General features: G+C 70.8%; 22 protein-coding genes and 1 tRNA gene. 17 read left to right on the forward strand and 6 right to left on the reverse strand.

Features of this window, described 5'->3' with window-relative positions; all coding sequences use genetic code 11:
- The first annotated feature begins 140 nt into the window (after nt 1-140).
- From birA to NRY95_01900, 8 genes are all read left to right on the forward strand, one after another.
- Nucleotides 141-1,118 (forward strand): bifunctional biotin--[acetyl-CoA-carboxylase] ligase/biotin operon repressor BirA, encoded by a 978-nt coding sequence (gene birA / locus NRY95_01865; protein UYC16754.1) that lies wholly within the window; start codon nt 141-143, stop codon nt 1,116-1,118.
- Nucleotides 1,115-1,855: a type III pantothenate kinase gene (locus NRY95_01870; protein ID UYC16755.1), complete on the forward strand. Its 741-nt coding sequence runs from the start codon at nt 1,115-1,117 to the stop codon at nt 1,853-1,855. Before birA ends, NRY95_01870 begins: the two co-directional genes overlap by 4 nt.
- Before the next feature lie 9 nt (nt 1,856-1,864).
- Nucleotides 1,865-2,722 (forward strand): SPOR domain-containing protein, encoded by an 858-nt coding sequence (locus tag NRY95_01875; protein UYC16756.1) that lies wholly within the window; start codon nt 1,865-1,867, stop codon nt 2,720-2,722.
- Nucleotides 2,723-2,857: 135 nt separating this feature from the next.
- A tRNA-Thr gene (locus NRY95_01880) sits at nt 2,858-2,933 on the forward strand.
- Between the two features lie 205 nt (nt 2,934-3,138).
- Nucleotides 3,139-4,062 carry an arginase gene (gene rocF / locus NRY95_01885; protein ID UYC16757.1) on the forward strand — a complete coding sequence of 308 codons (924 nt, stop codon included), beginning with the start codon at nt 3,139-3,141 and terminating at the stop codon, nt 4,060-4,062.
- Nucleotides 4,063-4,207: 145 nt separating this feature from the next.
- The gene (locus NRY95_01890) at nt 4,208-4,360 is read left to right on the forward strand and encodes an entericidin A/B family lipoprotein (GenBank protein ID UYC16758.1); all 153 of its coding nucleotides are present in this window, start codon (nt 4,208-4,210) and stop codon (nt 4,358-4,360) included.
- A 99-nt stretch (nt 4,361-4,459) separates the two neighbouring features.
- Complete coding sequence (locus tag NRY95_01895; protein UYC16759.1) at nt 4,460-4,594, forward strand: entericidin A/B family lipoprotein; 135 nt, start codon at nt 4,460-4,462, stop codon at nt 4,592-4,594.
- A 202-nt stretch (nt 4,595-4,796) separates the two neighbouring features.
- Nucleotides 4,797-5,012, forward strand: a complete 216-nt coding sequence (locus tag NRY95_01900; GenBank protein UYC16760.1) for a CsbD family protein — start codon at nt 4,797-4,799, stop codon at nt 5,010-5,012.
- 72 nt (nt 5,013-5,084) lie between these two features.
- On the opposite strand, the gene NRY95_01905 is transcribed toward NRY95_01900, so the two are convergent.
- Nucleotides 5,085-5,936, reverse strand: coding sequence for a hypothetical protein (locus NRY95_01905; protein ID UYC16761.1), 852 nt, complete (start codon nt 5,934-5,936; stop codon nt 5,085-5,087).
- Between the two features lie 109 nt (nt 5,937-6,045).
- On the opposite strand from NRY95_01905, the gene NRY95_01910 reads away from it, so the two are divergent.
- The 5 genes from NRY95_01910 (at nt 6,046) to rarD (ending at nt 12,706) form a co-directional block, all read left to right on the forward strand.
- Nucleotides 6,046-7,338: a tryptophan--tRNA ligase gene (locus tag NRY95_01910; GenBank protein ID UYC16762.1), complete on the forward strand. Its 1,293-nt coding sequence runs from the start codon at nt 6,046-6,048 to the stop codon at nt 7,336-7,338.
- 282 nt (nt 7,339-7,620) lie between these two features.
- Nucleotides 7,621-8,544, forward strand: coding sequence for an MBL fold metallo-hydrolase (locus NRY95_01915; protein ID UYC16763.1), 924 nt, complete (start codon nt 7,621-7,623; stop codon nt 8,542-8,544).
- Nucleotides 8,545-8,694: 150 nt separating this feature from the next.
- Nucleotides 8,695-10,350, forward strand: coding sequence for a M28 family metallopeptidase (locus NRY95_01920; protein ID UYC16764.1), 1,656 nt, complete (start codon nt 8,695-8,697; stop codon nt 10,348-10,350).
- A 548-nt stretch (nt 10,351-10,898) separates the two neighbouring features.
- Complete coding sequence (yedA, locus tag NRY95_01925; protein ID UYC16765.1) at nt 10,899-11,804, forward strand: drug/metabolite exporter YedA; 906 nt, start codon at nt 10,899-10,901, stop codon at nt 11,802-11,804.
- Nucleotides 11,801-12,706, forward strand: coding sequence for an EamA family transporter RarD (gene rarD / locus NRY95_01930; protein ID UYC16766.1), 906 nt, complete (start codon nt 11,801-11,803; stop codon nt 12,704-12,706). Before yedA ends, rarD begins: the two co-directional genes overlap by 4 nt.
- Before the next feature lie 108 nt (nt 12,707-12,814).
- Here the strand turns inward: rarD and NRY95_01935 are convergent, their stop codons facing one another.
- The 5 genes from NRY95_01935 to NRY95_01955 all read right to left on the reverse strand — a co-directional run bounded on the left by NRY95_01935 (nt 12,815) and on the right by NRY95_01955 (nt 19,471).
- Nucleotides 12,815-13,972 (reverse strand): alpha/beta hydrolase, encoded by a 1,158-nt coding sequence (locus NRY95_01935; protein UYC16767.1) that lies wholly within the window; start codon nt 13,970-13,972, stop codon nt 12,815-12,817.
- A 378-nt stretch (nt 13,973-14,350) separates the two neighbouring features.
- The gene (locus NRY95_01940) at nt 14,351-15,664 is read right to left on the reverse strand and encodes an ABC transporter permease (protein ID UYC16768.1); all 1,314 of its coding nucleotides are present in this window, start codon (nt 15,662-15,664) and stop codon (nt 14,351-14,353) included.
- 46 nt (nt 15,665-15,710) lie between these two features.
- Entirely contained in the window at nt 15,711-16,868 is a 1,158-nt protein-coding gene (locus NRY95_01945) for an FtsX-like permease family protein (protein ID UYC16769.1), read from the reverse strand.
- A gap of 61 nt (nt 16,869-16,929) precedes the next feature.
- On the reverse strand, nt 16,930-17,622 hold the full coding sequence (locus NRY95_01950) for an ABC transporter ATP-binding protein (protein ID UYC16770.1): 693 nt from the start codon (nt 17,620-17,622) through the stop codon (nt 16,930-16,932).
- Between the two features lie 604 nt (nt 17,623-18,226).
- Nucleotides 18,227-19,471, reverse strand: coding sequence for an efflux RND transporter periplasmic adaptor subunit (locus tag NRY95_01955; GenBank protein ID UYC16771.1), 1,245 nt, complete (start codon nt 19,469-19,471; stop codon nt 18,227-18,229).
- A 244-nt stretch (nt 19,472-19,715) separates the two neighbouring features.
- Here NRY95_01955 and NRY95_01960 point away from each other — a divergent pair, with 244 nt between their 5' ends.
- From NRY95_01960 to NRY95_01975, 4 genes are all read left to right on the forward strand, one after another.
- A complete protein-coding gene (locus NRY95_01960; protein ID UYC16772.1) occupies nt 19,716-20,624 on the forward strand; it encodes an ABC transporter ATP-binding protein in 909 nt (302 codons plus the stop codon).
- Complete coding sequence (locus NRY95_01965) at nt 20,621-21,451, forward strand: ABC transporter permease (GenBank protein UYC16773.1); 831 nt, start codon at nt 20,621-20,623, stop codon at nt 21,449-21,451. The genes NRY95_01960 and NRY95_01965 overlap by 4 nt, the downstream gene beginning before the upstream one ends.
- A gap of 136 nt (nt 21,452-21,587) precedes the next feature.
- Nucleotides 21,588-22,784, forward strand: coding sequence for a sensor histidine kinase (locus NRY95_01970; protein UYC16774.1), 1,197 nt, complete (start codon nt 21,588-21,590; stop codon nt 22,782-22,784).
- A gap of 52 nt (nt 22,785-22,836) precedes the next feature.
- Complete coding sequence (locus NRY95_01975) at nt 22,837-23,439, forward strand: response regulator transcription factor (protein UYC16775.1); 603 nt, start codon at nt 22,837-22,839, stop codon at nt 23,437-23,439.
- Nucleotides 23,440-23,493 lie beyond the last annotated feature (54 nt).

Here is a 23,493-nt window from a genome sequence, read left to right on the forward strand (position 1 = left end):
CGGTGAATCGCGATTCTAACGCGGTTTTTACCCGTTGCAGGGCCGGCGCTGGGCGCGGGGAGGGCGCTTCCCGCATACTTTTCCGATTCGAGGTCACGTCTTCAGGGGCGTGTGGATTGAAACGAGGCGATGGAATCTGCGTGGACGAGCGCGAACTACTGACCCGGCTCAGCCAGGGCCGCCTTTCCGGCGACGCCCTGGCGCGCTCGTTCGGGCTGACCCGGGCCGCGGTATGGAAGCGCATCCAGGGCCTGCGCGCGGCCGGGGTGGAGATCGACGGCCGCGCCGGCGAGGGCTACGGGTTGGCTCGGCCGCTGGAATTGCTCGAGGCCGGGGGTATCCGCGCCGCGCTGGCGCCGGCCGCGCGCGACGAGTTGGCCGGGCTGGAGATCGCCTGGAGCCTGGCCTCCAGCAACAGCACCCTGCTGGCACGGCCGGCGCCGGCGCGCGGCAGCGAGGTGCTGCTGGCCGAGCGCCAGACCGGCGGCCGCGGCCGCCGCGGCCGGGTCTGGGCCTCGCCGCTGGCGGCGCACCTGTACCTGTCGGTGGCGCGCGGCTTCGACGGCGGGCTGGGGCGGCTGGGTGGCTTGAGCCTGGCCGCCGGCGTCGCCGTGGCCGAGGCGCTGCGCGCGGCCGGCTTCGCCACGGTCGGGCTGAAATGGCCGAACGACCTGCTCGCCGACGGGCGCAAACTCGGCGGGCTGCTGGTCGAAGGCGGCGGCGAGTTCGCCGGGCCGGCGCGCGCGGTGATCGGCCTGGGACTCAACGTGCGCATGCCGGCGGCCAGCGCCGCGAGCATCGGCCAGCCGTGGACCGACCTGGCCACGCTGGCCGGCGCCGACGCCGACGCCGAGGTCTCGCGCAACGCGATCGCCGCGATGGTGCTGTCGCATCTGCTGCCGGCGTTGGCGCTGTTCGACGCGCAGGGCCTGGCGCCGTTCCTGCCGCGCTACGCCGCGCTGGACCTGCTGGCCGGGCGCGCGATCCGCATCGACGAGGGCGGCGTGGCGCGCGAGGGCGTGGCGCTGGGCCTGGCCGACGACGGTGCGCTGCGGGTGGCCTTCGCCGATGGCGAGCGCCCGCTGCATGCCGGCGAAGTCAGCGTGAGGCCGGTATGAGCGATTGGTTGTTCGACCTGGGCAATTCGCGCTTCAAGTTCGCTGCGCTGGAACACGGCCGCGCCGCTGCGGTGCAGGCCTGGCCGCACGGGGCCGAAGCGATGGACGCGGCCGCGGTGGCGGCCTTGCCGCGCGGCGACACCGCCTATGTCGCCAGCGTCGCCGCGCCGGGCTTGACCGCCACGGTGCTGGACGCGCTGCGCGCCCGCTTCGCGCAGGTGCAGGTGGCGCACACCGAGGCGGTCTGCGCCGGCGTGCGCATCGCCTATGCGCAGCCGCACAGGTTCGGCGTGGACCGTTTCCTGGCCCTGCTCGCCGCGCATGGCGCCGGCGATGTGCTGGTGGTGGGGGTCGGCACCGCGCTGACCCTGGATCTGCTCGATCGCGACGGCCTGCACCACGGCGGGCGCATCGCGCCGTCGCCGACCACGATGCGCCAGGCCCTGCAGCAGCGCGCCGCGCAGCTGCCGGCCGAGGGCGGCGACTATCGCGAGTTCGCCGCCGATACCGCCGATGCGCTGGCCTCCGGTTGCGATGGCGCGGCGCTGGCGCTGATCGAGCGCAGCCTGCAGCAGGGCGAGGCGCTGCTGGCGCGGCGGCCGCGGCTGCTGCTGCACGGCGGCGGCGCGCCACCGTTGCTGCACGCGTTGCCGGCGGCCGAGCAGCGGCCATCGCTGGTCCTGGACGGGTTGGCGCTGTGGGCGCAGGCGCACGCCGCGGCCGGGTCCGCCGGGTAGAATCCGCGCATGCTCGTCCGCGCCCTGCTCGTCGTCCTGGCCATCCTCAATCTCGGCGTCGCGCTGTGGTGGGCGACGCAGCCGCAGACCCCGGCGCCGGCACCGATGCCGGCATTGCCGGCCGGCGTGGCGACGCTGCAACTGGTGCCGGCGTCCGCGTCCGTGCCGCAGGCCGCGCCTGCGGAACCGGCTGCCGCGGCGGCGGCACCGACACCTGCCGTCCACCCTGCCACCGTGCCGGCCGCGGTCGCCACTGTGCCGGTGGCGGACGCGCCTGCGACCAGCGCAGTGCCCACAACCGCAGTGCCCGCCGCCACCGCGCCGGCTGCCGCCGCCGCGCCGCCGCCGCCGCCCAAAGCGTCCAGCGCCGCAGCGGCTGCCGCCGCCGAGCCTGCCGCCGCCGCCGCCGTGTGCCTGAGCCTGGGCCCGTATCCGGACCGCGCCGCCGCCGAGACGGCGGCCGCCGCACTTGGCGCCGCCGCGTCGCGCCCGCGCCTGCGCGAGGTCGGCGACGGCGACGCCACCAGCTTCCGCGTGCTGCTGCCGACCATCGGCGGCGAGGACGGGGTCAAGGTGGCGGTCGACCGCATCGTCGCCGCCGGCATCCGCGACTACTACCCGATCCGCCAGGGCGACGCCGGCAATGCCATCGCCCTGGGCCAGTACCGCAGCCGCGAAGGCGCCGAGCGCCGCAAGGCCGAACTGGCCAAGGCCGGCTTCAACGTCGATCTGATCCCCAGCGGCGGCAGCGGCCAGTCGCGCTGGTGGCTGGACCTGCGGACCGACTCCGCCGCGCAGGCCACGGCGCTGCGCCGGCAACTCGGCGCGCAGCGGCAACGCGCGCTGGACTGCGCCACGCTGCGCTAGAATGCCGCGCTGCAGCTGCTTCGGTCGTGTGCGGCCGGCGCGGCTCGCGGTCCAGCACCGCCACCGCGATGTGCCGCAGCGGCCTGCCAGCAGGTAGACTGCGACGGCCCGCAGCGCGGGCGCTGCAGTCCCCGTGCCGCTTTAGCTCAGTCGGTAGAGCAACTGATTTGTAATCAGTAGGTCGTCCGTTCGATTCGGACAAGCGGCACCACACTTCATGCATCGCATCGCGCAGGCCCGTGTCACGCTGCGCCCTCCTCGTGTCGATCTCGCGCGCAAGCACGCTGCAGCGCTGCATTTCCCGTGTATTTCCGGCAACCGGCGCACACCGTCAGTGTCCGTCCTGCTGCGCCGCGGCGGGTCGCGCTGCGGGCGGCTCGCTAGACTGGCGCACACTTTCGCTGGAGCGTGTCCGCATGAGTTCCTCTTTTTTGCCGGTGACCCTGATCGGCGTTCCTACCGACATCGGCGCCGGTCACCGCGGTGCGCGCATGGGGCCGGAGGCGCTGCGCATCGCCGGCCTGCACGAGGCGCTGGCCAATCGCGGCATCGAGGTGCGCGACCTGGGCAACCTCGACGGTCCGCGCAACCCGTGGCAGTCCCCGGTCGGCGGCTATCGCCACCTGGACGAAGTGGTGGCCTGGAACCGCGCGCTGATGGAGGCCAGCTACGCCGAGCTGCGCGGCGGGCGCATGCCGATCATGCTCGGCGGCGATCATTGCCTGGGCATCGGCTCGATCACCGCGGTGGCCCGGCATTGCCGCGAACAGGGGCGCAAGCTGCGGGTGCTGTGGCTGGATGCGCATTCGGACTTCAATACCAGCGAGGTGACCCCGTCGGGCAACGTGCATGGCATGCCGGTGGCCTGCCTGTGCGGGCTGGGGCCGCAGGCGCTGACCGAACTGGGCGGCGCCGCGCCGGCGCTGCGCCCGGAGCAGGTCCGCCAGATCGGCATCCGCTCGGTGGATCCGGACGAGAAGCGGCTGATCAAGCAGCACCGCATCGACGTGTACGACATGCGCTACATCGACGAGATGGGCATGAAGCGGACCATGGAAGCGGCATTGGACGGGCTCGACGCCGACACCCACCTGCATGTCAGCTTCGACGTGGATTTCCTCGACCCGAGCATCGCGCCTGGTGTCGGCACCACCGTGCCCGGCGGACCGAATTACCGCGAAGCGCAATTGGTGATGGAGATGATCGCCGACAGCGGACGCATGGGGTCGCTGGACATCGTGGAGCTCAATCCGGTGCTGGACCATCGCAATCTGACCGCCGAGCTGGCGGTGGACCTGGTCGAGAGCCTGTTCGGCAAGTCCACGCTGATGCGCGATTGACGCGGTTTTCGCCACGAAGCTGAACATTGCCGCGCTTCATTCACGTGAAATCCACAGTCGTGAAGTCAGATTCACCGCCAGACGGTAGCTCGGCAACGGCTATCGCCGCCACCACCCAGATCCGATCCACTGCGAGGACTCCACGATGAAGCGACTGCTCACCTTGATGATGCTGACCCTGTTCTGCGCGGGCATGCTGACTGGCTGCAACACCATGGCCGGTGCCGGCAAGGACATGCAGAAGGCCGGCGACAAGGTGGAAACCAAGGCCGACGATTGCAAAGACGGCAAGTGCTGATCGATTGTCCGCAGTGGTTTGGCGTTGACCGATTACCCAATGCGTAACCCCGCGCGGCCACCTGCGCCGCGTTCCCATGACCAAGAAGGAGTGAGATCTATGAAGCGTACTTTTGCGTGGATGCTGCTGGCGATGTTTTCGGTGGGCCTGCTGTCGGGCTGCAACACGGTTGCCGGTGCCGGCAAGGACGTGAAGAGCGCCGGCGAGAAGGTCGAAGACGCCGCGAAGAACTGAGCCCAGCGCTCGGTGACGAAAGACGGGTCGGCTTGCCGGCCCGTTTTTTTTTGCGCGTTTTTCAGCGCGTATCGGCAGATTCGCGCTAAACGATTCAGCGCACTCATGCGCCGTTGACGGCGCATTGATCGATCGGCAACGGCGCCGGCGCAATGCTGTGCCCGCGGTGCAATCGCCGCCCACCTTCAACGAGAGCGATGCTATGAACAAAGACATCATTTCCGGCAAGTGGACCCAGCTCAAGGGCAAGATCAAGGCGCAATGGGGCGACCTGACCGACGACGATTTCGACGTGGCCACCGGCAATGCGCAGTACCTGTCGGGCAAGCTGCAGGAACGCTACGGCTGGGATCGCGACCGTGCCGAGAAGGAAGTGCGCACGTTCCAGGACGGCCTGGGCAAGGAATACCGCGACTGAGGCGATCCATGCGCCTTGCGCGGAAAGACGGGCCGCGATGCGGCCCGTTTGTTTTTGCGCGGTCGTGCAGGCTCAGCGCGCCGGCGGATCCGGCACGAAGTCGCCGGGGAAGGCCTGCGGGACGTCGGCCACGCGCGGGTAGGGGCGCGGCCGCGGGATCACCCCGCGCGCGACCAGCCGCGCATGGCTGTCGTAGCGCAATTGCAGGCGCTGCCGCGGCACGTCGCTGGCGCGTTCGAATTCGGTGACGCTGGACGGCGACCATTCGCGTTCGCCATGGCCGGTGCCCAGGCGCTGCATCCTGCCTTGCGCCGCGTCGCTTTCCTGCGCGCGTGCGGCGGCGGCGGGCGCGGCTGCGACCGGCGCCGCAGCGCGCTCGCCGTACCGCTGTTCGCTGTCCTGCTCGACGCTCGCCTGCGGCACGCTCGTCGGCGCTTCCTCGAACACCGCCATGCCGATCACGCCGACGTTGTCGGGGCGGCCGGTGCGCGCGGCGTAGCTGTCGGCGAGGTCGGTGAACACGAACTGCGCGATCTCGCGCTGCGACTTGCGCCAGCCGGCGATCTCGGTGCTCTGCCAGGGCGCCAGCACGTAGCCGCGCTGGTCGCTGGCCGCGGTCTGGCCGCTGACCGCGTTGACCCCGTCCACCGACAGCACCGCCAGCACGCGGCGGCCGCTGCGGTTGGTCAGGCGCAGCGCATAGCGGTGGCCGGGCGCGGCGGCGATCCAGCGCTCGCCGCGCTGCACGTACTGCGGCAGGTCGGCGCCGTCGGCGTCGCGGTCGATCACGCTCAGCTCCACCAGCGGGGCGGACGCGGGCGGCGCGGGGTAGGGGCGGAAACCGCACAACAGGCCGATGCACAGCAAGGCGATCGAGATCGGGCCGATCGGGCGGATCGAAAGCAGGCGGACGAGGGTGCGCATCGCGGCGACTCGAGGAAGGGACCCAGCGTTGAACGCGCCATGCGCCGGAACGGGGTTGCCGCGCAGCGGTTAAACTCGGCGGGTTTTCTTCTGGCCGTCGATTCCCCGCATGACCACCCGCGTCCTTACCGGCATCACCACCTCCGGCACCCCGCACCTGGGCAACTACGTCGGCGCGATCCGCCCGGCATTGCAGGCCAGCCTGCGGCCCGGCATCGAGAGCTTCTATTTCCTGGCCGACCTGCACAGCCTGATCAAGGCGCAGGACCCGGCGCGTACCCAGCGCTCGACCCTGGAGATCGCCGCGTCGTGGCTGGCGGCCGGGCTGGATCCGTCGAAGGTGTGGTTCTACCGCCAGTCGGACGTACCGGAAACCAACGAGCTGACCTGGTTCCTGACCTGCGTCGCCGGCAAGGGCATCCTCAACCGCGCCCACGCCTACAAGGCGGCGGTGGACAAGAACCGCGCCGACGGCGAGGACGACGATGCCGGGGTCAGCGCCGGACTGTTCATGTACCCGGTGCTGATGGCCGCCGACATCCTGCTGTTCAACGCGCAGCAGGTGCCGGTGGGCCGCGACCAGATCCAGCACATCGAGATGGCGCGCGATTTCGGCCAGCGCTTCAACCACGTCTACGGCCACGACTACTTCACCCTGCCCGAAGCGCTGATCGACGAGAACGTGGCCACCTTGCCCGGCTTGGACGGGCGCAAGATGAGCAAGAGCTACGACAACACGATTCCGTTGTTCGCCCCGCGCGAGGAGCTGAAGAAGCGCGTGTTCGCGATCGTCACCGATTCGCGCGCGCCGGGCGAGCCGAAGGACACCGAGGGCTCGGCGCTGTTCCAGCTGTACCAGGCCTTCGCCACTGCCGAGGAAACCGCTGCGTTCGCGCAGGCCTTCGCCGGCGGCATCGGCTGGGGCGAGGCCAAGCAGCAGCTGTTCGCGCGCATCGATGCGGAGATCGCGCCGCTGCGCGAGCGCTACGAGGCGTTGATGGCGCGGCCGGGCGAGATCGAGGCGATCCTGCGCGACAACGCGCAGCGCCTGCGCGCGCGCTATGCCACCCCGTTCCTGGCCGAACTGCGGCATGCGGTGGGCCTGCGCGACCTGTCGCTGCGCGAGGCCGGGCACGCCGATGCCGCCGCGGCCAGGCAGGCGCTGCCGAGCTTCAAGCAGTACCGCGAAGGCGACGGCCGCTTCTACTTCAAGCTGCTCGACGGCGAGGGCGCGCTGCTGCTGCAGAGCGGCGGCTTCGATTCGCCGCGCGAGGCCGGGCGCGTGATCGGCGCGCTCAAGCAGGCCGTGCAGGCCGATGCGCTGCACAGCGCGGAGCTCGCCCTGGCGGTGCCGGCCGAGGCCGTGCTGGCCGCGCTGCAGCGGCTGCGCGACGCGGGTTGAAGTGAGAGCCGGCCGCGGGTTCGGCCATGGATTTTGTGGGAGGGACTTCAGTCCCGACGAGGCCTTGGCGGTAAGGCGTCGGGACTGAAGTCCCTCCCACAACGGCTGAAGATCGTGGTTGACTGTCAGCGTGGGTCATTCGCGCAGCAGTACGTCAGGACGGCATGTCCCGATGGCACCGCGGGTGCCGTGGATTGCCTGGAGACCGAGGCGTAGCCAGCGGGGCTGGCAACCGCTTCCATACGGTCTGGAATGGAGGTTCGCCCAGCCAACGCCCTGCGCATGCCACGCGACCCCAGCATCCATCTCATCGACACCGGCTTCCAGCGCGCGCAGTTCGATGCGGCCTACCTGATCGTGGAGAACGGACGCGGCGCGTTCGTCGATTGCGGCACCAGCCACTCGCTGCCGGCCATGCTGGCCGCGCTCGACGGCGCCGGCCTGGCGCCGGGCGACGTGGACTGGCTGATCCTGACCCACGTGCACCTGGACCACGCCGGCGGCGCCGGCGCGCTGCTGCAGCAGCTGCCGAACGCGCGCCTGCTGGTGCATCCGCGCGGCGCGCCGCACATGATCGATCCGGCGCGGCTGATCGCCGGCGCCACCGCGGTGTACGGCGCGGCCGAGATCGCGCGCAGCTACGGCACCATCGTGCCGGTGCCGGCCGAGCGCGTCGTCGTCGCCGAGGACGGCCATCGGCTGCGGCTGGGCGAGCGCGAACTGCTGTGCATCGATACGCCCGGCCACGCGCGCCATCACCTGTGCGTGTGGGACGCGCGCAGCCGCAGCTGGTTCAGCGGCGACACCTTCGGTCTGTCCTATCGCGAACTGGACAGCGCGCAGGGCGCGTTCGTGATCCCGACCTCCTCGCCGGTGCAGTTCGACCCGGAAGCGATGCGCGCCTCGATCCAGCGCATGCTCGGCCATGCGCCGGAGACGCTGTATCTGACCCACTACGGCCCGGTCGGCGCGGCGGACACGCTGGCGGCGGACCTGTTCGAACAACTCGACGCGATGGTGGCGATCGCGCGCGGTTGCGACGGGCGTTCCGATCGCCATCGTTGCCTGGTCGCCGCGCTGAGCGCGCTGTACCTGGAGCGCGCGCGGCTGCATGGCTGCCCGCTCGACGATGCCGGCGTGGAGCGGGTGCTGCAGATGGATATCGAGCTCAATGCGCAGGGCCTGGCCTGCTGGCTGGATCGCTGAGAGGCAGGGAAACGGGAGTGGGGAATCGGGAATGGGAAAAGCGGTGTGTCTGCGCTGCTCGCGTCTCGATCCACCTCATTGCTGTTTCGTGACGGTGTCACGCTCTACACTGTGCGGCCCGCTGTTTTCCAGGTCGTTGCCGTGAATCCGATGCGTATGTTGCTGCTGTCCGCCTGCCTGTTCATGGGGGGCGCCGCGCAGGCGGCCAACGAGGCGCTGCCTGGCGGCGGCATCGATGCGCAGGCGCTGGAGCGGCATGTGCGCACGCTGGCGTCCGATGCGTTCGAGGGCCGCGCGCCGGCCACGCCGGGCGAGGACAAGACCATCGCCTATCTCAGCGAACAGTTCCGCCTGGCCGGCGTGCAGCCGGGCGGCGACAACGGCGGCTGGACCCAGGCGGTGCCGTTGGTGCGCGCGCAGGTGGACGGGCCGGTGACGGCGACGCTGCGCGTGGCTGGCGCTTCGCAGGCGCTGGTCAACGGCGAGGACGTGGTGCTGCAGAGCCTGCGCCCCGGCAGCAAGGTGGCGCTGAAGGACGCGCCGCTGGTGTTCGTCGGCTACGGCATCCATGCGCCCGAGCGCGGCTGGGACGACTACAAGGGCGTGGACCTGAAGGGCAGGATCGCGGTGATGCTGATCAACGACGCCGACTTCGAGACGCCGCAGCCCGGCGCCTTCGACGGCCGTGCGGTCACCTACTACGGGCGCTGGACCTACAAGTACGAGGAAGCCGCGCGGCGGGGCGCGGCCGGCGTGCTGATCGTGCACGAGACCGCGCCGGCCGCGTACGGCTGGGCCACGGTGAAGAGTTCCGGGCTGTCGCCGCTGTTCGACATCGAGCGCAGCGACGCGCAGGCGCGCGCGCAGCACGTGCCGGTGCGCGGCTGGATGCAGCGCGCGCTGGCGGTGTCGCTGTTCCAGCGCGCCGGGCTGGATTTCGAGGCGGAGAAGCAGCGCACGCAGCGCGCCGACTTCCGCCCGCAGGCGCTGGGCGATGCGACGCTGTCGGTGCGCTTCGCGCTCAAGCGCGAGCGCGTGGTCACCCACAACGTGGTGGCCAAGCTGGAAGGCGCCACGCACCCGGAGGAGACCATCATCTACTCGGCGCATTGGGACGCGTTCGGCCTCGGCGCGGCCGACGCCGGCGGCGACCGCATCCGCCATGGCGCGATCGACAACGCCACCGGCGTGGCCAGCGTGCTGGAGCTGGCGCGGGTGTTCGCGGCCGGGCCGCGGCCGCAGCGCACGCTGTATTTCATTGCGCTCACCGCCGAGGAGAAGGGCCTGCTCGGCGCGACCTACTACGTCGCGCATCCGCTGGCGCCGCTGGCGACCACCGTGGCGGTGATCAACAGCGAGATGTTCAGCCCCGACGGCGCCACCCGCGACATCGCCTCGTGGGGCCGCGGGCGGGTGTCGCTGGAACGCGATCTGGCCGCCGCGGCGCAGGCGCGCGGCCGCGCCTATTCGCCGGATCCGAACCTGGAGGCGGGCTTCTTCTACCGCGCCGACCATTTCGCCTTCGCCCGCGCCGGCGTGCCGGCGATCACCGTGGGGCCTGGCTTGGACAGGCTGGACGGCGGCGTGGCGGCCGGCAAGGCGATCCGCGACCGCTATTTCGCCGACTGCTACCACCAGCCCTGCGATCGCTGGAACGCGTCCTGGGATCCGGCCGGGCATGCCGCCGACACGCTGCTGCTGTACGACCTGGGCCAGCGCCTGGCCGACAGCCGCGAATGGCCGCGCTGGGACGAGGGTTCCGAATTCAAGCCGGCGCGCGATGCGAGCGAGGCGGCGCGGCGCTGAGATTGTGCGGCGCTGAAGTGATATGGCCGCGGGCCGGAAATGGTATCCGGTGGCATGTGGCCATCGCCCCGCCGGGTTTCCGGGCCATCAGGCTTGGCCGACTCCGCTCGTCGCGACTGAAGTCGCTCCCACAAGGGATTTGCGGCGAGCGTGCTGGGTGCACTGTGGGAGGGGCTTCACCCCGGCGCTGTCCGTCCTGACACCGTCCTTGGCTGTTGTTCCCGGCTTCGCTCGTCGCGACTGAAGTCGCTCCCACAAGGGGGTTGCGGCGAGCGTGCTGGGTGCACTGTGGGAGGGGCTTCAGTCCCGACGCGGGCGAGTCTGCCGGCGGCGCGCGGCATCGATGGGCCGACGTCGCCAGAGCTGCTCGTGCGCGGAAAGCGGGTGCGCTGCCGCGATCGGATATCGATCATGCGCCGTCGATGCGTCGAGAAGGCGGCGCGTGCGCCACGCGCAAAACAGCGTGCCGTGGATGGCGTGCCGCGTCGCTGTCGCTGGTCGTCGTCGCGGCCTAGAATCCCTCTCCACACCGCCAGGTCCTTCTGCGCATGTCGTCGTCCCCGTCTTCTCCCGTCGCCGCCGTGCCCGCGCGCGGCGGTTTCGTGGTCCTTGCGCTGCTGCTGGTCTACGTGGTCTGGGGGTCGACCTATCTGGCGATCCGCTTCGCGCTGGAGGGCGGCACGCCGCCGTTGAGCATGGTCTCGGGACTGCGCTTCGTGATCGCCGGCTCGCTGCTGTACGCGGTGCTGCGCTGGCGCGGCGTGGCGCCGCCGACGCGCGCGCAGTGGCGCGCGCTGACCGTGCTCGGCGCGCTGCTGCTGTTGTGCGGCAACGGCATGGTGGTGCTGGCCGAACGCCAGGTGTCCTCCGGCCTGGCCGCGGTCGCGGTGGCCTCGGTGCCGCTGTGGATGGCGCTGTTCGGTGCGTTGCGCGGGCAGCACGCCAGCCGCGGCGAGTGGCTGGGCATCGTGGTCGGCTTCGCCGGCGTGCTGTGGCTCAACGCCGGCAGCAGCCTCAGCGCCAGCCCCAAGAGCCTGGTGCTGCTGCTGATCGCGCCGATCGGCTGGGCGTTCGGGTCGGTGTGGTCGCGCGGTCGCGATCTGCCGACGCCGTTCATGGCCGCGGCCGGGCAGATGCTGTGCGGCGGCGCGCTGCTGGTCACCGCGGGGGTGCTGAGCGGCGAACGCCCGCATGCCTGGCCGACCCCGCATGCGTTGATGGCGGTCGCCTACCTATGCGTGTTCGGCTCGATCGTGGCCTTCACCGCCTACGTGTGGCTGCTGCAGAACGTGCGCCCGGTGCTGGCCGGCAGCTATGCCTACGTCAATCCGGTGATCGCGGTGGCGCTGGGCAGCTGGCTCGGCGGCGAGCGCTTCAGCGCCAGCGACCTGGGCGCGATGGCGGTGATCCTGGCCGGCGTGGTGGTCATCACCGTGGCGCGGACGCGGCGATGAGCGTCACCGAGCAGGAGACGCGTCGCGGCCTGGTGATCACCGCGCTGACCTTCGCGCTATGGGGCGTGGTGCCGGTGTACTGGCATCTGCTCAAGGCGGTGCCGTCGGCCTCCATCATCGCCCACCGCATCGTCTGGAGCGCGGTGCTGGTGGTGGCCTGGCTGCTGTACAGCACGCGCCTGCAGTGGTGGCGCAGCATCGCCGCGCAGCCGCGTGCGCTGGCCATCCTGGCGCTGAGCAGCCTGGCGATCGCGTTCAACTGGAGCCTGTACATCTGGGCAATCAATGCCGGCCACGTGATCGAGGCCAGCCTGGGCTATTTCATCAATCCGCTGGTCAACGTGTTGCTCGGCGTGCTGGTGCTGAAGGAGCGGCTGCGTGGACTGCAGTGGCTGGCGGTGGCGTGCGCCGCGCTCGGCGTGGCCTGGCTCACCGTCGATGCCGGGGCGTTGCCGTGGATCGCGCTGAGCCTGGCCGCCTCGTTCGGGCTGTATGGCCTGCTGCGCAAGCTGGTGCAGGTGGATGCGGTGGCCGGACTGGGCGTGGAGAGCCTGTACCTGTTCCTGCCGGCGCTGGGTTTCGTGCTGTGGAGCGAGAGCGGACACGGTGGCGGTTTCGCCGCCGGCTGGGGCTGGCGCAACGATCTGCTGCTGGCGTTCGGCGGCGTGGTCACCGCGGTGCCGCTGATCGGGTTCGCCTACGGCGTGCGGCGCATTCCGCTGTCGCTGGTCGGCTTGCTGCAGTACATCGCGCCGAGCCTGCAGTTGCTGCTCGGGGTGTGGTTCTTCCGCGAGCCGTTCGACAGCGGCAAGGCGGTCGGCTTCGCCGCGATCTGGGTCGGCCTGTTGCTGTTCGCGGGCGAAAGCCTGTGGCGCTCGGGCTGGCGGCGGCGGGGGGGCTGAGAGGCCGGGATTGGGGATTCGGGATTGGGGATTCGTAACAGCGACCTGCGCGGGCCGCTACGCCCCCGCTGTGAGCGGCTTCGGCCCTTGCGAATCCCCAATCCCGGCTCAACCCCGGCTGGCGCTCGCAATCGGGGTACCCGTCAGCTGCTGCTCGGCGTCCACGCGCGGCGCCAGCGGCTGCGGGCAGTGGCCGTCGTGGCGCTGCGCCGGCAGTTCGGCGAACCAGTCCTCCACGGTCGGCGCCAGCAGGTCCAGCCGCATCGGCAGGCTGATGTGGTTCTCGCCGGGCATCTCCAGGTAGTGCGCGCGCGGCGCATCCAGCGCCAGCAGGCGGCCGTGCGCGACCGGGATGTGCTGGTCGGCGCTGCCGTGCAGCAGCAGCAGGCAGGCCGGCGCGGTGCGCGCGGCGGCGGTCACATCGACCTGGTCCAGGTTCAGCGCCAGGCGCTGGTTGGCGTTGGCGATGACCGCGTCCAGGTTCTGCCCGCCGTAGCGCCAGCGCGCCAGGTCCATCGCCGCGCTGGCCATCCAGCCCTGTGGGCGGCTGGCGAGCATGTGCGGGATCATGTCGCGGATGCCGCGCCCGGCGTTGGCGAAGGACTCCATCGCGACCACGCCCTCGACCTCGCCGCCCAGCTTCTGCGCGGTGAACAGCGCGGTGGCGGCGCCGTAGGAGACGCCGAACAGGTACAGCGGGCCCTGCACCTCGCCGCGCGCGCGCAGCGCGCGGATCACCGCGACCACGTCGTCGGATTCGCGGGTGCCGTAGCCGGCCAGGCCGCCGCCGGAGCGGCCGTGGTTGCGCAGGTCGATGCTGATGCTGCGGTAGCCGGCCTGGGCCAGGTCCAGCGACCACGGCAGCAGCGAATCGCCATCCATCATCCAGCCGTGCAGCAGCACCACGGTGCCGCGCGGCGCGGCGCGGGTGCCGGGCTGCGGGGCGGCCACGTCCATCGCGAAATCGGCGTGCTCGTGGCCGTTGGCGTCGCGGCCGGCGTGCTCGTAGCGGTAGCGCATGCGGTAGTCGCCCGGATCGATCGCGCGCCAGAAGATCGGGATCCCGGCCGGGGTGAGCACGTGCCCGCTGCGGTTGGGCAGCGTGGCCAGCAGGCCCTGGATGCGTTCCTCGTCCATCAGCGGCGACACGCCGCCCGGCGCGACCAGGCGGTCGCTGAGCGAGGTGGCGGAGCGGGCGGCCAGGCAGCCGGCGGCCAGGCACAGGCTGGTGCAGAGGACGAGCAGCAGGCGGAGGCGCGACGGCATGGCGATAGGCGGTGGATGAACGGCCGCGCAGGCTAGCGTCTTCGCCGGCGCGGCTCTACCGCAATTGGATGACGAAACCATGACGCGCGCCGGGTGCGGGGCGCCGAGGCGCGGCCGCCGGCCCGGTGTTCCCGGCCGCGCCTTGCGCTGCGGCGCTTTGCGGCCTGCGTGTCGGCCACGCCGGGCCTGCGTGGGACTCGCTCGGCGGCGCGTGGTGCAGCCTGGCATTCAGGTCGGGGCATGGCGGCGCCGGCTTGCGGCACGCCGCGCCGGACCCGCAGTGCCGCGCTTGCGCAAGCGGACGGGTCCGCCCCGGCCTGGCCTTCGCCGAGCCGGGCAGCAAGCATGGCGCGCCTGCCGGGGGACGCAGGGCGGCCGCTACAGCGCACGCAGGGCGGTGGTGATCGGCAGCCGCGCCGCGCGCAGCGCCGGGAACAGCCCGCCGACCAGGCCGATGCCCAGCGCCCACTTCAGCCCGCTCCACAGCAGCGCGGGGGAGACCTTGAACTGGAACACCACCTGGCTGAAGTTGCTGCCCAGGGTGGACACGCTGTAGCCGTTGAAGATGGCCCAGGCGATCAGCCCGCCGAGCACCCCGCCGAGCAGCGCCAGCAGCATCGTCTCCAGCATCACCGCGGTCACCACCGGCAGGCCGCGGAAGCCGATCGCGCGCATCGTGGCGATCTCGCGGGCGCGGGTGGCCACCGCCGCGTACATGGTGTTGAGCGCGCCGAACACCGCGCCGACCGCCATGATCGCGCCGATCACGGTGCCGAGGATGCTGATCAGCTTGCTGAGGTTGCCGCCCTGCTTGGCGTAGTAGGCGCGGGTGGTTTCCACGTCGAGCTTGAGCCGCGGGTCGGCGGCCATCGCCGCCTTGAACTGGGCGTAGCCGTCCTTGCCGGCGTTACGCACGCTGATCGACTGGTAGGCGCTGCGGTTGTAGGTGGACGCCAGGGTCTGCGCATCGGCCCACAGTTCCGAATCGTGCGCGTCGCCGGAAGCGAACACGCCGACCACGGTCCATTGCTCGCGGCCCAGGCTCAGGGTCTTGCCCACGTCCAGGCCGCGGAACTGCGCCTTGGCGCCCTGGCCGACCACGATCTCGCGCAGGCCGGCGCCGAAGCGGCGGCCCTCGACGATCCTGAGCTTGTCGTGCACCGCCCAGCCGGCGTCGCCGACGCCGCGGAACTGCACGTTGGTGTCGGTGCCGTCGGCCTTGCTCGGCAGGTTGATCACCTGCGACAGCTCCGGGGAGACCAGCGGCTTGCCGTCGGCGCCCTTGGCCACGCCGGCCAGGCTGGCGATCAGCGGCACCTGGTCGCGGGTGATCACCGAATTGGTCTCCGCGCCGGAGCCGCCGCGCAGCACGATCGCGGTGCTGTCGTCGCCGGTGCTGTTGAGCGTGGCCTGGAAGCCTTCGCCCATCGCCAGCATCGCCACCAGCACGCCGACCACGCCGGCGATGCCGACCACGATCACCGACGAGGCGCCCCAGCGCTGCGGCAGGCTGGCCACGCCGATGCGGGTGGCGGCCAGCGCCAGGCGGCCGCCGCGGGTCAGCAGCAGCCACAGCGCCACGCCGAGCGCCAGCGCCAGCAGGCCGTACCAGGGCAAGGCGATCCACAGCGCCAGCCCTGCGCCGAGCAGCAGCAGCGAGAGCAGATTTCCCAACCAGAGTTTGAGTTTCATCAGTGCGTCTTCCGAGAAGGCGAAAGGGAACAATGCGGCGGCGGGCTCAGCGCCCGGCCAGCGCGTCCACGATCTTCAGGCGCTGCGCGCGCAATGCCGGCAGCAACCCGACCACGATGCCGATGGCGACCATCAGTCCCAACGCCACCCCCCAGGTCTGTGCCGGTACGCCGCGCATCGGCATCATGCCGCCGCTGGCCGCGGCCACGCCGGGGATGATCAGCGCCGCCAGGCCCATGCCGATCAAGCCGCCGAGCACGATCAGCAGCACCGACTCCACCATCACCAGGGTCAGCACGGTGCCGTCGCGGAAGCCGAGCGTCTTCAGCACCGCCAGTTCCGGGATGCGCTCGCGCACCGCCTGCGCCATGGTGTTGCCGGTGAGCAGCAGCAGGGTGAAGAACACCGCGGCCATGATCGCGGTGACGATCAGGCCGACGTCGGCGAACTGCTTGGCGAAGGCCTGCGAGAACGCGGCTTCGGTCTGGCTCTTGGTCTCGTGGTCGGAGTTGAGCGACAGCGCATCGATCGCCTGCGCCACCCGCGAGGCCTGCTCGGCGCTGCCCAGCTGCACGGTGTACCAGCTGACCTTGTTCTTGATGTAGTCGTTGGACTCGTCGAAGTACTTCCAGTTCATCATCAACTGGTTCTCGGCCTGCACGTTCCTGGCGTCCTTGACGTGGAAGATGGTGGTCAGGGTCAGCGGCCAGTCGTTGCTGCCGCCGCGCGGGAAGATGGTGGCCTGCAGCGGAATGGTGTCGCCGATCTTCCAGCCGTTCTTCCTGGCCAGCGACGCGCCCACCGCCGCCGCGGTGCGTGTCTCGCGGAACGCCTTGAGCTGCGCCGGCGGCACGTCGTATTCGCTGTACACGTCGAAGAAGTTCGGCGCCACCGAGAAGTTCGGGAAGAAGTTCTTCGGGTCGCGGTAGATGCCGCCGAACCACATCGCGTAGGTGACCTTCTTCACTCCCGGCACCGATTCGATCTGCGACTGCAGGCTGACCGGCAGCGACTGGGTGATCGACAGCCGCGAGGACACGATCAGCCGGTTGGCGCCTTCGACGCTGCCGCCGGAATTGAACGCCACGCGTACCGAGTCGAGCATGCCGAACAGCAGGAATGCGGCGACCACCGACAGCAGGGTCAGCAGGGTGCGGGTCTTGCTGCGGAACAGCTGCGCCCAGATCAACGAAAAATATTTCATGTTCGATCCTCCAAGGGACGGGATGCCGGGGCGCGGAACCCGCGCGGCGGCAGCGGCCGATTCAATGCGCCACGAGCGGCGCGTCGACCAGCTCGCCCTTGTCCAGGTGCACGGTGTGGCTGGCGTACTCGGCGGCCTTGGGGTCGTGGGTGACCATGATGATGGTCTTGCCGTGTTCGCGATTGAGCTGCTGCAGCAGGTGCAGGATCTCCTCGGCGGCGGTGCGGTCCAGGTCGCCGGTGGGTTCGTCGCAGATCAGGAAGGTGGGGTCGGAGACGATGGCGCGGGCGATCGCCACGCGCTGCTGCTGGCCGCCGGACAGTTCGTTGGGGCGGTGGCTGCGGCGATCGGCCAGGTTGACCAGGGTCAGCGCGATCTCGGCGTTGCGTTTGCGCTGGGCGGCGCCGAGGTTGGTCAGCAACAGCGGCAGTTCCACGTTCTTCTGCGCGGTGAGCATGGGCATGAGGTTGTAGAACTGGAACACGAAGCCGACGTGCTGGCTGCGCCAGGTGGACAGCTGGCCGCCGCTCATGCGGTCGATGCGTTCGCCTTCGATCTCGATCTCGCCGCCGCTGGGGGTATCCAGGCCGCCGATCAGGTTCAGCAGGGTGGTCTTGCCGGAGCCGGAGGGACCCATCAACGCGACGAAGTCGCCGCGTGCGATGTCCAGGTCGATGCCGTGCAGGACTTGTACTTTCTCGGGCCCGCGCTGGTAGGTCTTGGTGACGTTGCGCAGTTTGACGAGGGTGGACATGGTGGTGTTCCTGGCAGTGGACGGTGGTGGATGTACCGATTGCGGTGAGGCGGTTCGCGGATACTTGTGTCGCTTGCAGTTGCAGTTGCCTTTTTTGCTTTGCCCTTCAGCTTTTCGCTCTACCGGGTCCCTTCCGCAGCGGCGAATAGGGCGGGAAAACCCCCGAAGCGGCGGCGCACATCCCTGTGCGCCGCCCTTCGGGTTTTTTTCCGGTCCATCCGCCGCTGCGGAAGGGAACCCGGCAAGTCAAAAGCAAAAGCAAAGCAACAGCAGAGCAACAGCTGGAGCAGAGCAAAAGCACAGCCGAGCAACAGCTGGAGCACGGCGACAGCCAAAGCAAGATCAACAGCTGGATCAATGGCAATCTCTGGAGCTGGAGCAACAGCTAATGCGGCGTGGCGGTTGAAGCGTTTGCAGCCAGCTGCAGGCTCGATCCGGCACGAGCGAAACCAAGCGGCGCGATGACAGGATGGGCTGGAGCCATTCCCCCTACGACATGCACTGCCCGGGAACCGGCGCAAACGCCGTCCGCATCTCGGCCAAGCGAGCGCCATGCGGCAGCGATGGCTCGCGGCGAAGCGCGGTCCCTCGCAGGCATCCGTCGCTATTGCTCGCTCGCCTCCGCCAGCTTCACCTTGACCCCGTCGCGCAACGTCTCCGGCGGATCCAGCACCACCGTGTCGCCCGCCGCCAGGCCCGACAGCACCTGGCGGTCGTCGCCCAGGGCGATGCCGGTCTTCAGCGCGCGCTGCTCGACCGTGTTGTCCTCCTTCAGCGCGAACGCCACGTCCTGGTCGCCGCGCTTGACGATCGCCGCGCCCGGGGCGCGCACGCCCGGCGGCTTGTCCTGCGCCTGCGCCTGCGGCGCTTCCAGGAAGCTCACGCGCACGCCCATTTCCGGCACGATCCGCGGGTCCTTCTGCTTCAGCGCCACGCGCACCTTCACCGTGGCCTTGCCGCGGTCGGCCGAGGGGATGATCGCGATCACCTCGGCCGGGATCTTCCACTCCGGGTAGGCGTTGAGCGTGGCTTCCACCGGCATGCCCGGCTTGACCCGGCCGATGAAGGCCTCGCCCACTTCCACCTCGATCTCCAGCGAATCCATGTCCACCACCGTGCCGATGCCGGTGCGGGTGAAGCCGCCGCCGGCCGACAGCGGCGACACGATCTCGCCAGGCTGCGCCGCCTTGGCGGTGACCACGCCGGAGAACGGCGCGCGCACGATGGTGTTGTCCACGTTGAGGTCGGAGATCGACAGCTGGTTGCCGGCCACCACCACGTTGCGCTGCGCGCTCTGCAGTTGCGCGCGCAAGGCGTCGCGCTGCGACAGCGCCTGCTCGTATTGCGAGCGCGACACCAGCTGCTGCGCGGACAGGGTCTGTAGCCGCTGCGCATCGGCTTCGGCCTGGCGCAGCTGCGCCTGCATGTTGGTCACCTGGCTGCGCGCCGCGTCCAGCTGCGAGGCCGACAGCTGGCGCTGCGCGCCGGCGTCGATCGGGTCCAGCGTCGCCATCACCTGGCCCTGCTCCACGCGCATGCCTTCCTCGATCAGCACTTCGCGCACCTTGCCGGTGATCTTGGCCGACACCGTGGCCATGCGCCGCGCCACCACGTAACCGCTGGCGTCCAGCACCGAGGCGCTGCTGCTGCCGGCGGCGATCGCCACCACCGGCGCGGTGGTCACTTCGACGGCCTTGCCGCGGCCGAACAGCAGCCAGCCGCCGACGCCGAGCGCGAGCAGCAGCGCCACGGCCGCGGCGATCCACAGCCCGCGCCGCGACGGCGGTTCGCTCGGCGGTGCCTTGCGGTCGATACGGAGTTCTTTGAGCAGATCGGCGGAGGTACTCATCTTGTCCCTGGATGAATCGGTAGGCGCAGTGTGGATCGGCGAGGCGCGCGCTTCCAAGTTGCCGGAAGTCACTTTCTGCGTTGCGCTGCGGCAGGTGCGGCGCCATTCCCCATGGCGTGGAGCGCAGCATGCGGCAATCGCGCGGCCATCGCCAGTGACAGCTGTCACCCGCCGCGGCTGACGGGCCGCACTGGGATGCGCCGACGGCGCGGCGCAGCATGGCCGCTCCTGCCACGACCGGTCCATGCCGATGCGCGCTCCCGACACTCTCCCGCTGGCGCAGCTGCGCGGCGTGCACAAACGCTACGGCGCGGTGGTCGCGCTGGATGGCGTGGACCTGCAGCTGCAGCGCGGCCAGTTGCTGGCGCTGCTCGGCGCAAATGGCGCGGGCAAGAGCACGGCGGTGGCGCTGCTGCTCGGGCTGCAGGTGGCCGATGCCGGCAGCGCGCAGCTGTGCGGGCAGGACCCGCGTGCGCTCGGCGCGCGCCGCCAGGCCGGGGTGATGCTGCAGTCCGCCGGCCTGCCGGACACGCTGCGCGTGGGCGAACTGCTGGAGCAGGCGCGCGGCTACTACCGGCGCCCGCGCAGCGTCGCCGATTGCGTGGCGCTGGCCGGGCTGGAGGGCCTGATGTCGCGCCGCTACGGCGGCTTGTCCGGCGGCCAGCAGCGGCGCGTGCAGTTCGCGATGGCGATCTGCGGGCGGCCGCAGGTGCTGTTCCTGGACGAACCCAGCACCGGCCTGGACATCGAGGCGCGGCAGGGCCTGTGGCGGGCGATCCAGGAGCTGGTCGCGGACGGCTGCGCGGTGCTGCTGACCACGCATTATCTGGAAGAGGCCGAGGCGCTGGCCGACCGGGTCGCGGTGCTGCAACGCGGCACGCTGATCGCCGAGGGCAGCGTGGCGCAGCTGCGGGCGCGCTTCGAGCAGCGCACCATCCGCTGCCGTAGCGCGCTCGCCGCGGCGCAGGTGGCGAGCTGGCCGCAGGTGCGCCGCGTGGAAGCCCGCGACGGCGTGTTGGAGATCGTCGCCGAACCCGCCGAGCCGGTGGTGGCGCAATTGCTCGCCGCCGATCCGGGGCTGGACGAACTGGAAGTGAAGCGCGCCGGCCTGGCCGACGCCTTCCTCGCCATCACCCGTGCGCAGGCCGCATGAACGCTCACGATCCACGCCGCATCGAGCCCGTCACAGCGCCAGCGCATGGCGCAACCGCCGCACTGCCGTACGACGCGTCGGCGTTGCCGTTGCGCGCGTACGCGGCGCTGCTGTTGCGCGAAATCCGCTACGAACTGCTGCGCTGGCTGCGCGCACCGTCGTTCGCGTTGCCGACCCTGCTGTTCCCGCCGATGTTCTACCTGCTGTTCGGCGTGGTGCTCAACCGCGGCAATCCCGCGGCCGCGGTGTACCTGATGGCCAGCTACGGCGTGTTCGGGGGGATGGCGCCGGCGCTGTTCGGCTTCGGCGTGGGCCTGGCGCTGGACCGCGAACGCGGCCTGCTGACCCTCAAGCGCGCGATGCCGGTGCCGCCGGGCGCAATGCTGCTGGCGCGCACCGTGCTGGCGATGCTGTTCGCACTGGCGATCGGGGTGTTGCTGCAACTGCTGGGCAGCACGCTCGGCGGGGTACGGCTGGCGCTGCCGCAGCGCGCCTTGTTGCTGCTGATCGATGTGCTGGGCACGCTGCCGTTCTGCGCGATCGGCCTGTACATCGGCGCCCGCGTCGGCGGCAGCGGCGCGCCGGCGGTGGTCAACCTGATCTACCTGCCGATGGCGTTCCTGTCCGGCCTGTGGATCCCGTTGCAACTGCTGCCGTCGCTGCTGACCACGCTGGCGCCGCTGTGGCCGTCCTATCATCTGGGCCAGCTCGCACTGCGCGTGGTCGGCCAGGATGGCGGCGGCAGCAGCGCCGGTCACGTCGCCGCGCTGCTGGCGGTGACCGTGGCGTTCTATGCGCTGGCGCACCGCCGCCTGCGCCGCGGCTGATGGCCGGCTTCTGCCGCGCCGGCGCGGCCACGCCGGCACCATTCATTGCAGCCACGCCGCCCGCACCGATGCGCGGTATCCCTGCGCGCTCGCTATGCTATGGAGCGCGGCAGCGCGTCCGCCCCTGGAGCCTGCCGTGATCGCCTTGCTGCACGCCTCGCCCGATTCGCTGATCTCACGGCGCCTGGGCTGGAACACCGCCCGGCCCGGCGCGCACTGGTTCGTGTGGCTGTCGCTGATCTGGTCGATCTGGCTGTTCGTGACCCCGCTGTACGAGCCGCACTACTTCACCCGCTGGTTCTGGCCGACCATGGTCAGCTACGCCGTGTTCCTGGCGCTGTATTACTGCGCCTATTACCGCCATCGCCGCTACCTGCGCTGGTGCGTGGCCGGCATGGCTGCGCTGGGATTCGTGTTGCTGCCGTACAACCCAGGCGCGCAGTGCTACATCATCTATGCCTGCGCGTTCCTGCCGTTCTGCTTCCGGCCATTGCGCGCGCTGCTGGGGATGCTGCTGCTGCTGGCCGCATTCGCGCTGGCCTGGTGGGCGCGCGGCTGGTCGCCGCTGTACATGACCAGTGCGGTGCTGGTGGGTCTGGCGGTGGGGTTGATGAACATCAGCTTCGAACGTCGCGCCCGCGCCGATGCGCAGCTGCGCCTGAGCCACGAGGAAGTGCGGCGCCTGGCCGGCGTCGCCGAGCGCGAGCGCATCGGCCGCGATCTGCACGATCTGCTCGGCCACACGCTGTCGCTGGTGGCGCTGAAGGCGGACCTGGCCGCGCGCCTGCTGGCGCGCGACCCGGCCGCGGCGCGGCAGGAAATGGAGGACGTCAGCCAGGTCGCGCGCGAGGCGCTGGGCCAGGTGCGGCGTGCGGTCAGCGGCATCCGCGCCGCGCAGCTGGCGGCGGAGATGGCCTCGGCCAAGCTGCTGCTGGAATCCTCCGGGGTCACGTTCCGCTACCAGGTCGATGCGCTGCCGCAGTGCGCGCAGCTGGAGACGGTATTCGCGATGGTGCTGCGCGAGGCCGCCACCAATATCCAGCGCCACGCTGGCGCCGGCAATGCGCAGCTGCGGCTGTGGTGCGAGCGCGACCAGGCGTGGCTGGAGATCCGCGACGATGGTCGCGGCAGCCCGATGCAGCCGGGCACCGGCCTGGCCAGCATGCGCGAACGGCTGGAGGCGGTGGGCGGTGCGTTGCGGATCGAGTCCGAGCGCGGCCAGGGCACGCGCCTGCTGGCGTCGGCGCCGTTGCCGCGCACGCCGCCTGCGCCGCCGCCCGCAGCGGAGATCGCACCGGAAGCGCGCGGCTGCCAGGATCCCGCGCTGCGCTGAGCGTCGCTGTGGCCGGCGCCCTACAATGCGCCCATAGGGACCGGGGGCAGGCGTGATTCGACTAGTGCTGGCGGAAGACCAGGCGATGGTGCGCGGCGCGCTCGGCGCGCTGCTGGGCCTGGAAGCGGATATCGAAGTGGTCGCCAGCGCCGCCGACGGCGAGGCCGCGTGGCGCGCGCTGCAGGCGCACACGCCGGACCTGCTGGTCACCGACATCGAGATGCCCGGCCTCGGCGGCCTGGAACTGGCGCAGCGGGTGCAGCGCCAGCAACTGCCGATCCGCGTGGTCATCGTCACCACCTTCGCCCGTCCCGGCTTCCTGCGCCGCGCGCTGGATGCCGGTGTCGGCGGTTATCTGTTGAAGGACGCGCCGCCCGAGCGCCTGGTCGATGCGATCCGCCAGGTGCATCGCGGCGGCCGCGCGATCGATCCGGAACTGGCGCTGGAAGCCTGGTCCGAAGCCGATCCGCTCAACGACCGCGAGCGCCAGGTGCTGCGCCTGGCCGGCGAGGGCGCCTCGGCCGGCGACATCGCCGCGCAACTCGGACTTTCGCACGGCACGGTGCGCAACTATCTGTCCGAAGCGATCGGCAAGCTAGGCGTCGGCAACCGCATCGAGGCGGCGCGGCTGGCGCGGCAGAAGGGCTGGCTGTAGCGGCGCCGAAAAACGCGAATGCCGGTGGACGCGGGCCACCGGCATTCGGGTCGA

Origin of the sequence: Xanthomonas campestris pv. phormiicola (genome assembly GCA_025666215.1) — a bacterium.
GTDB lineage: Bacteria > Pseudomonadota > Gammaproteobacteria > Xanthomonadales > Xanthomonadaceae > Xanthomonas_A > Xanthomonas_A campestris_A.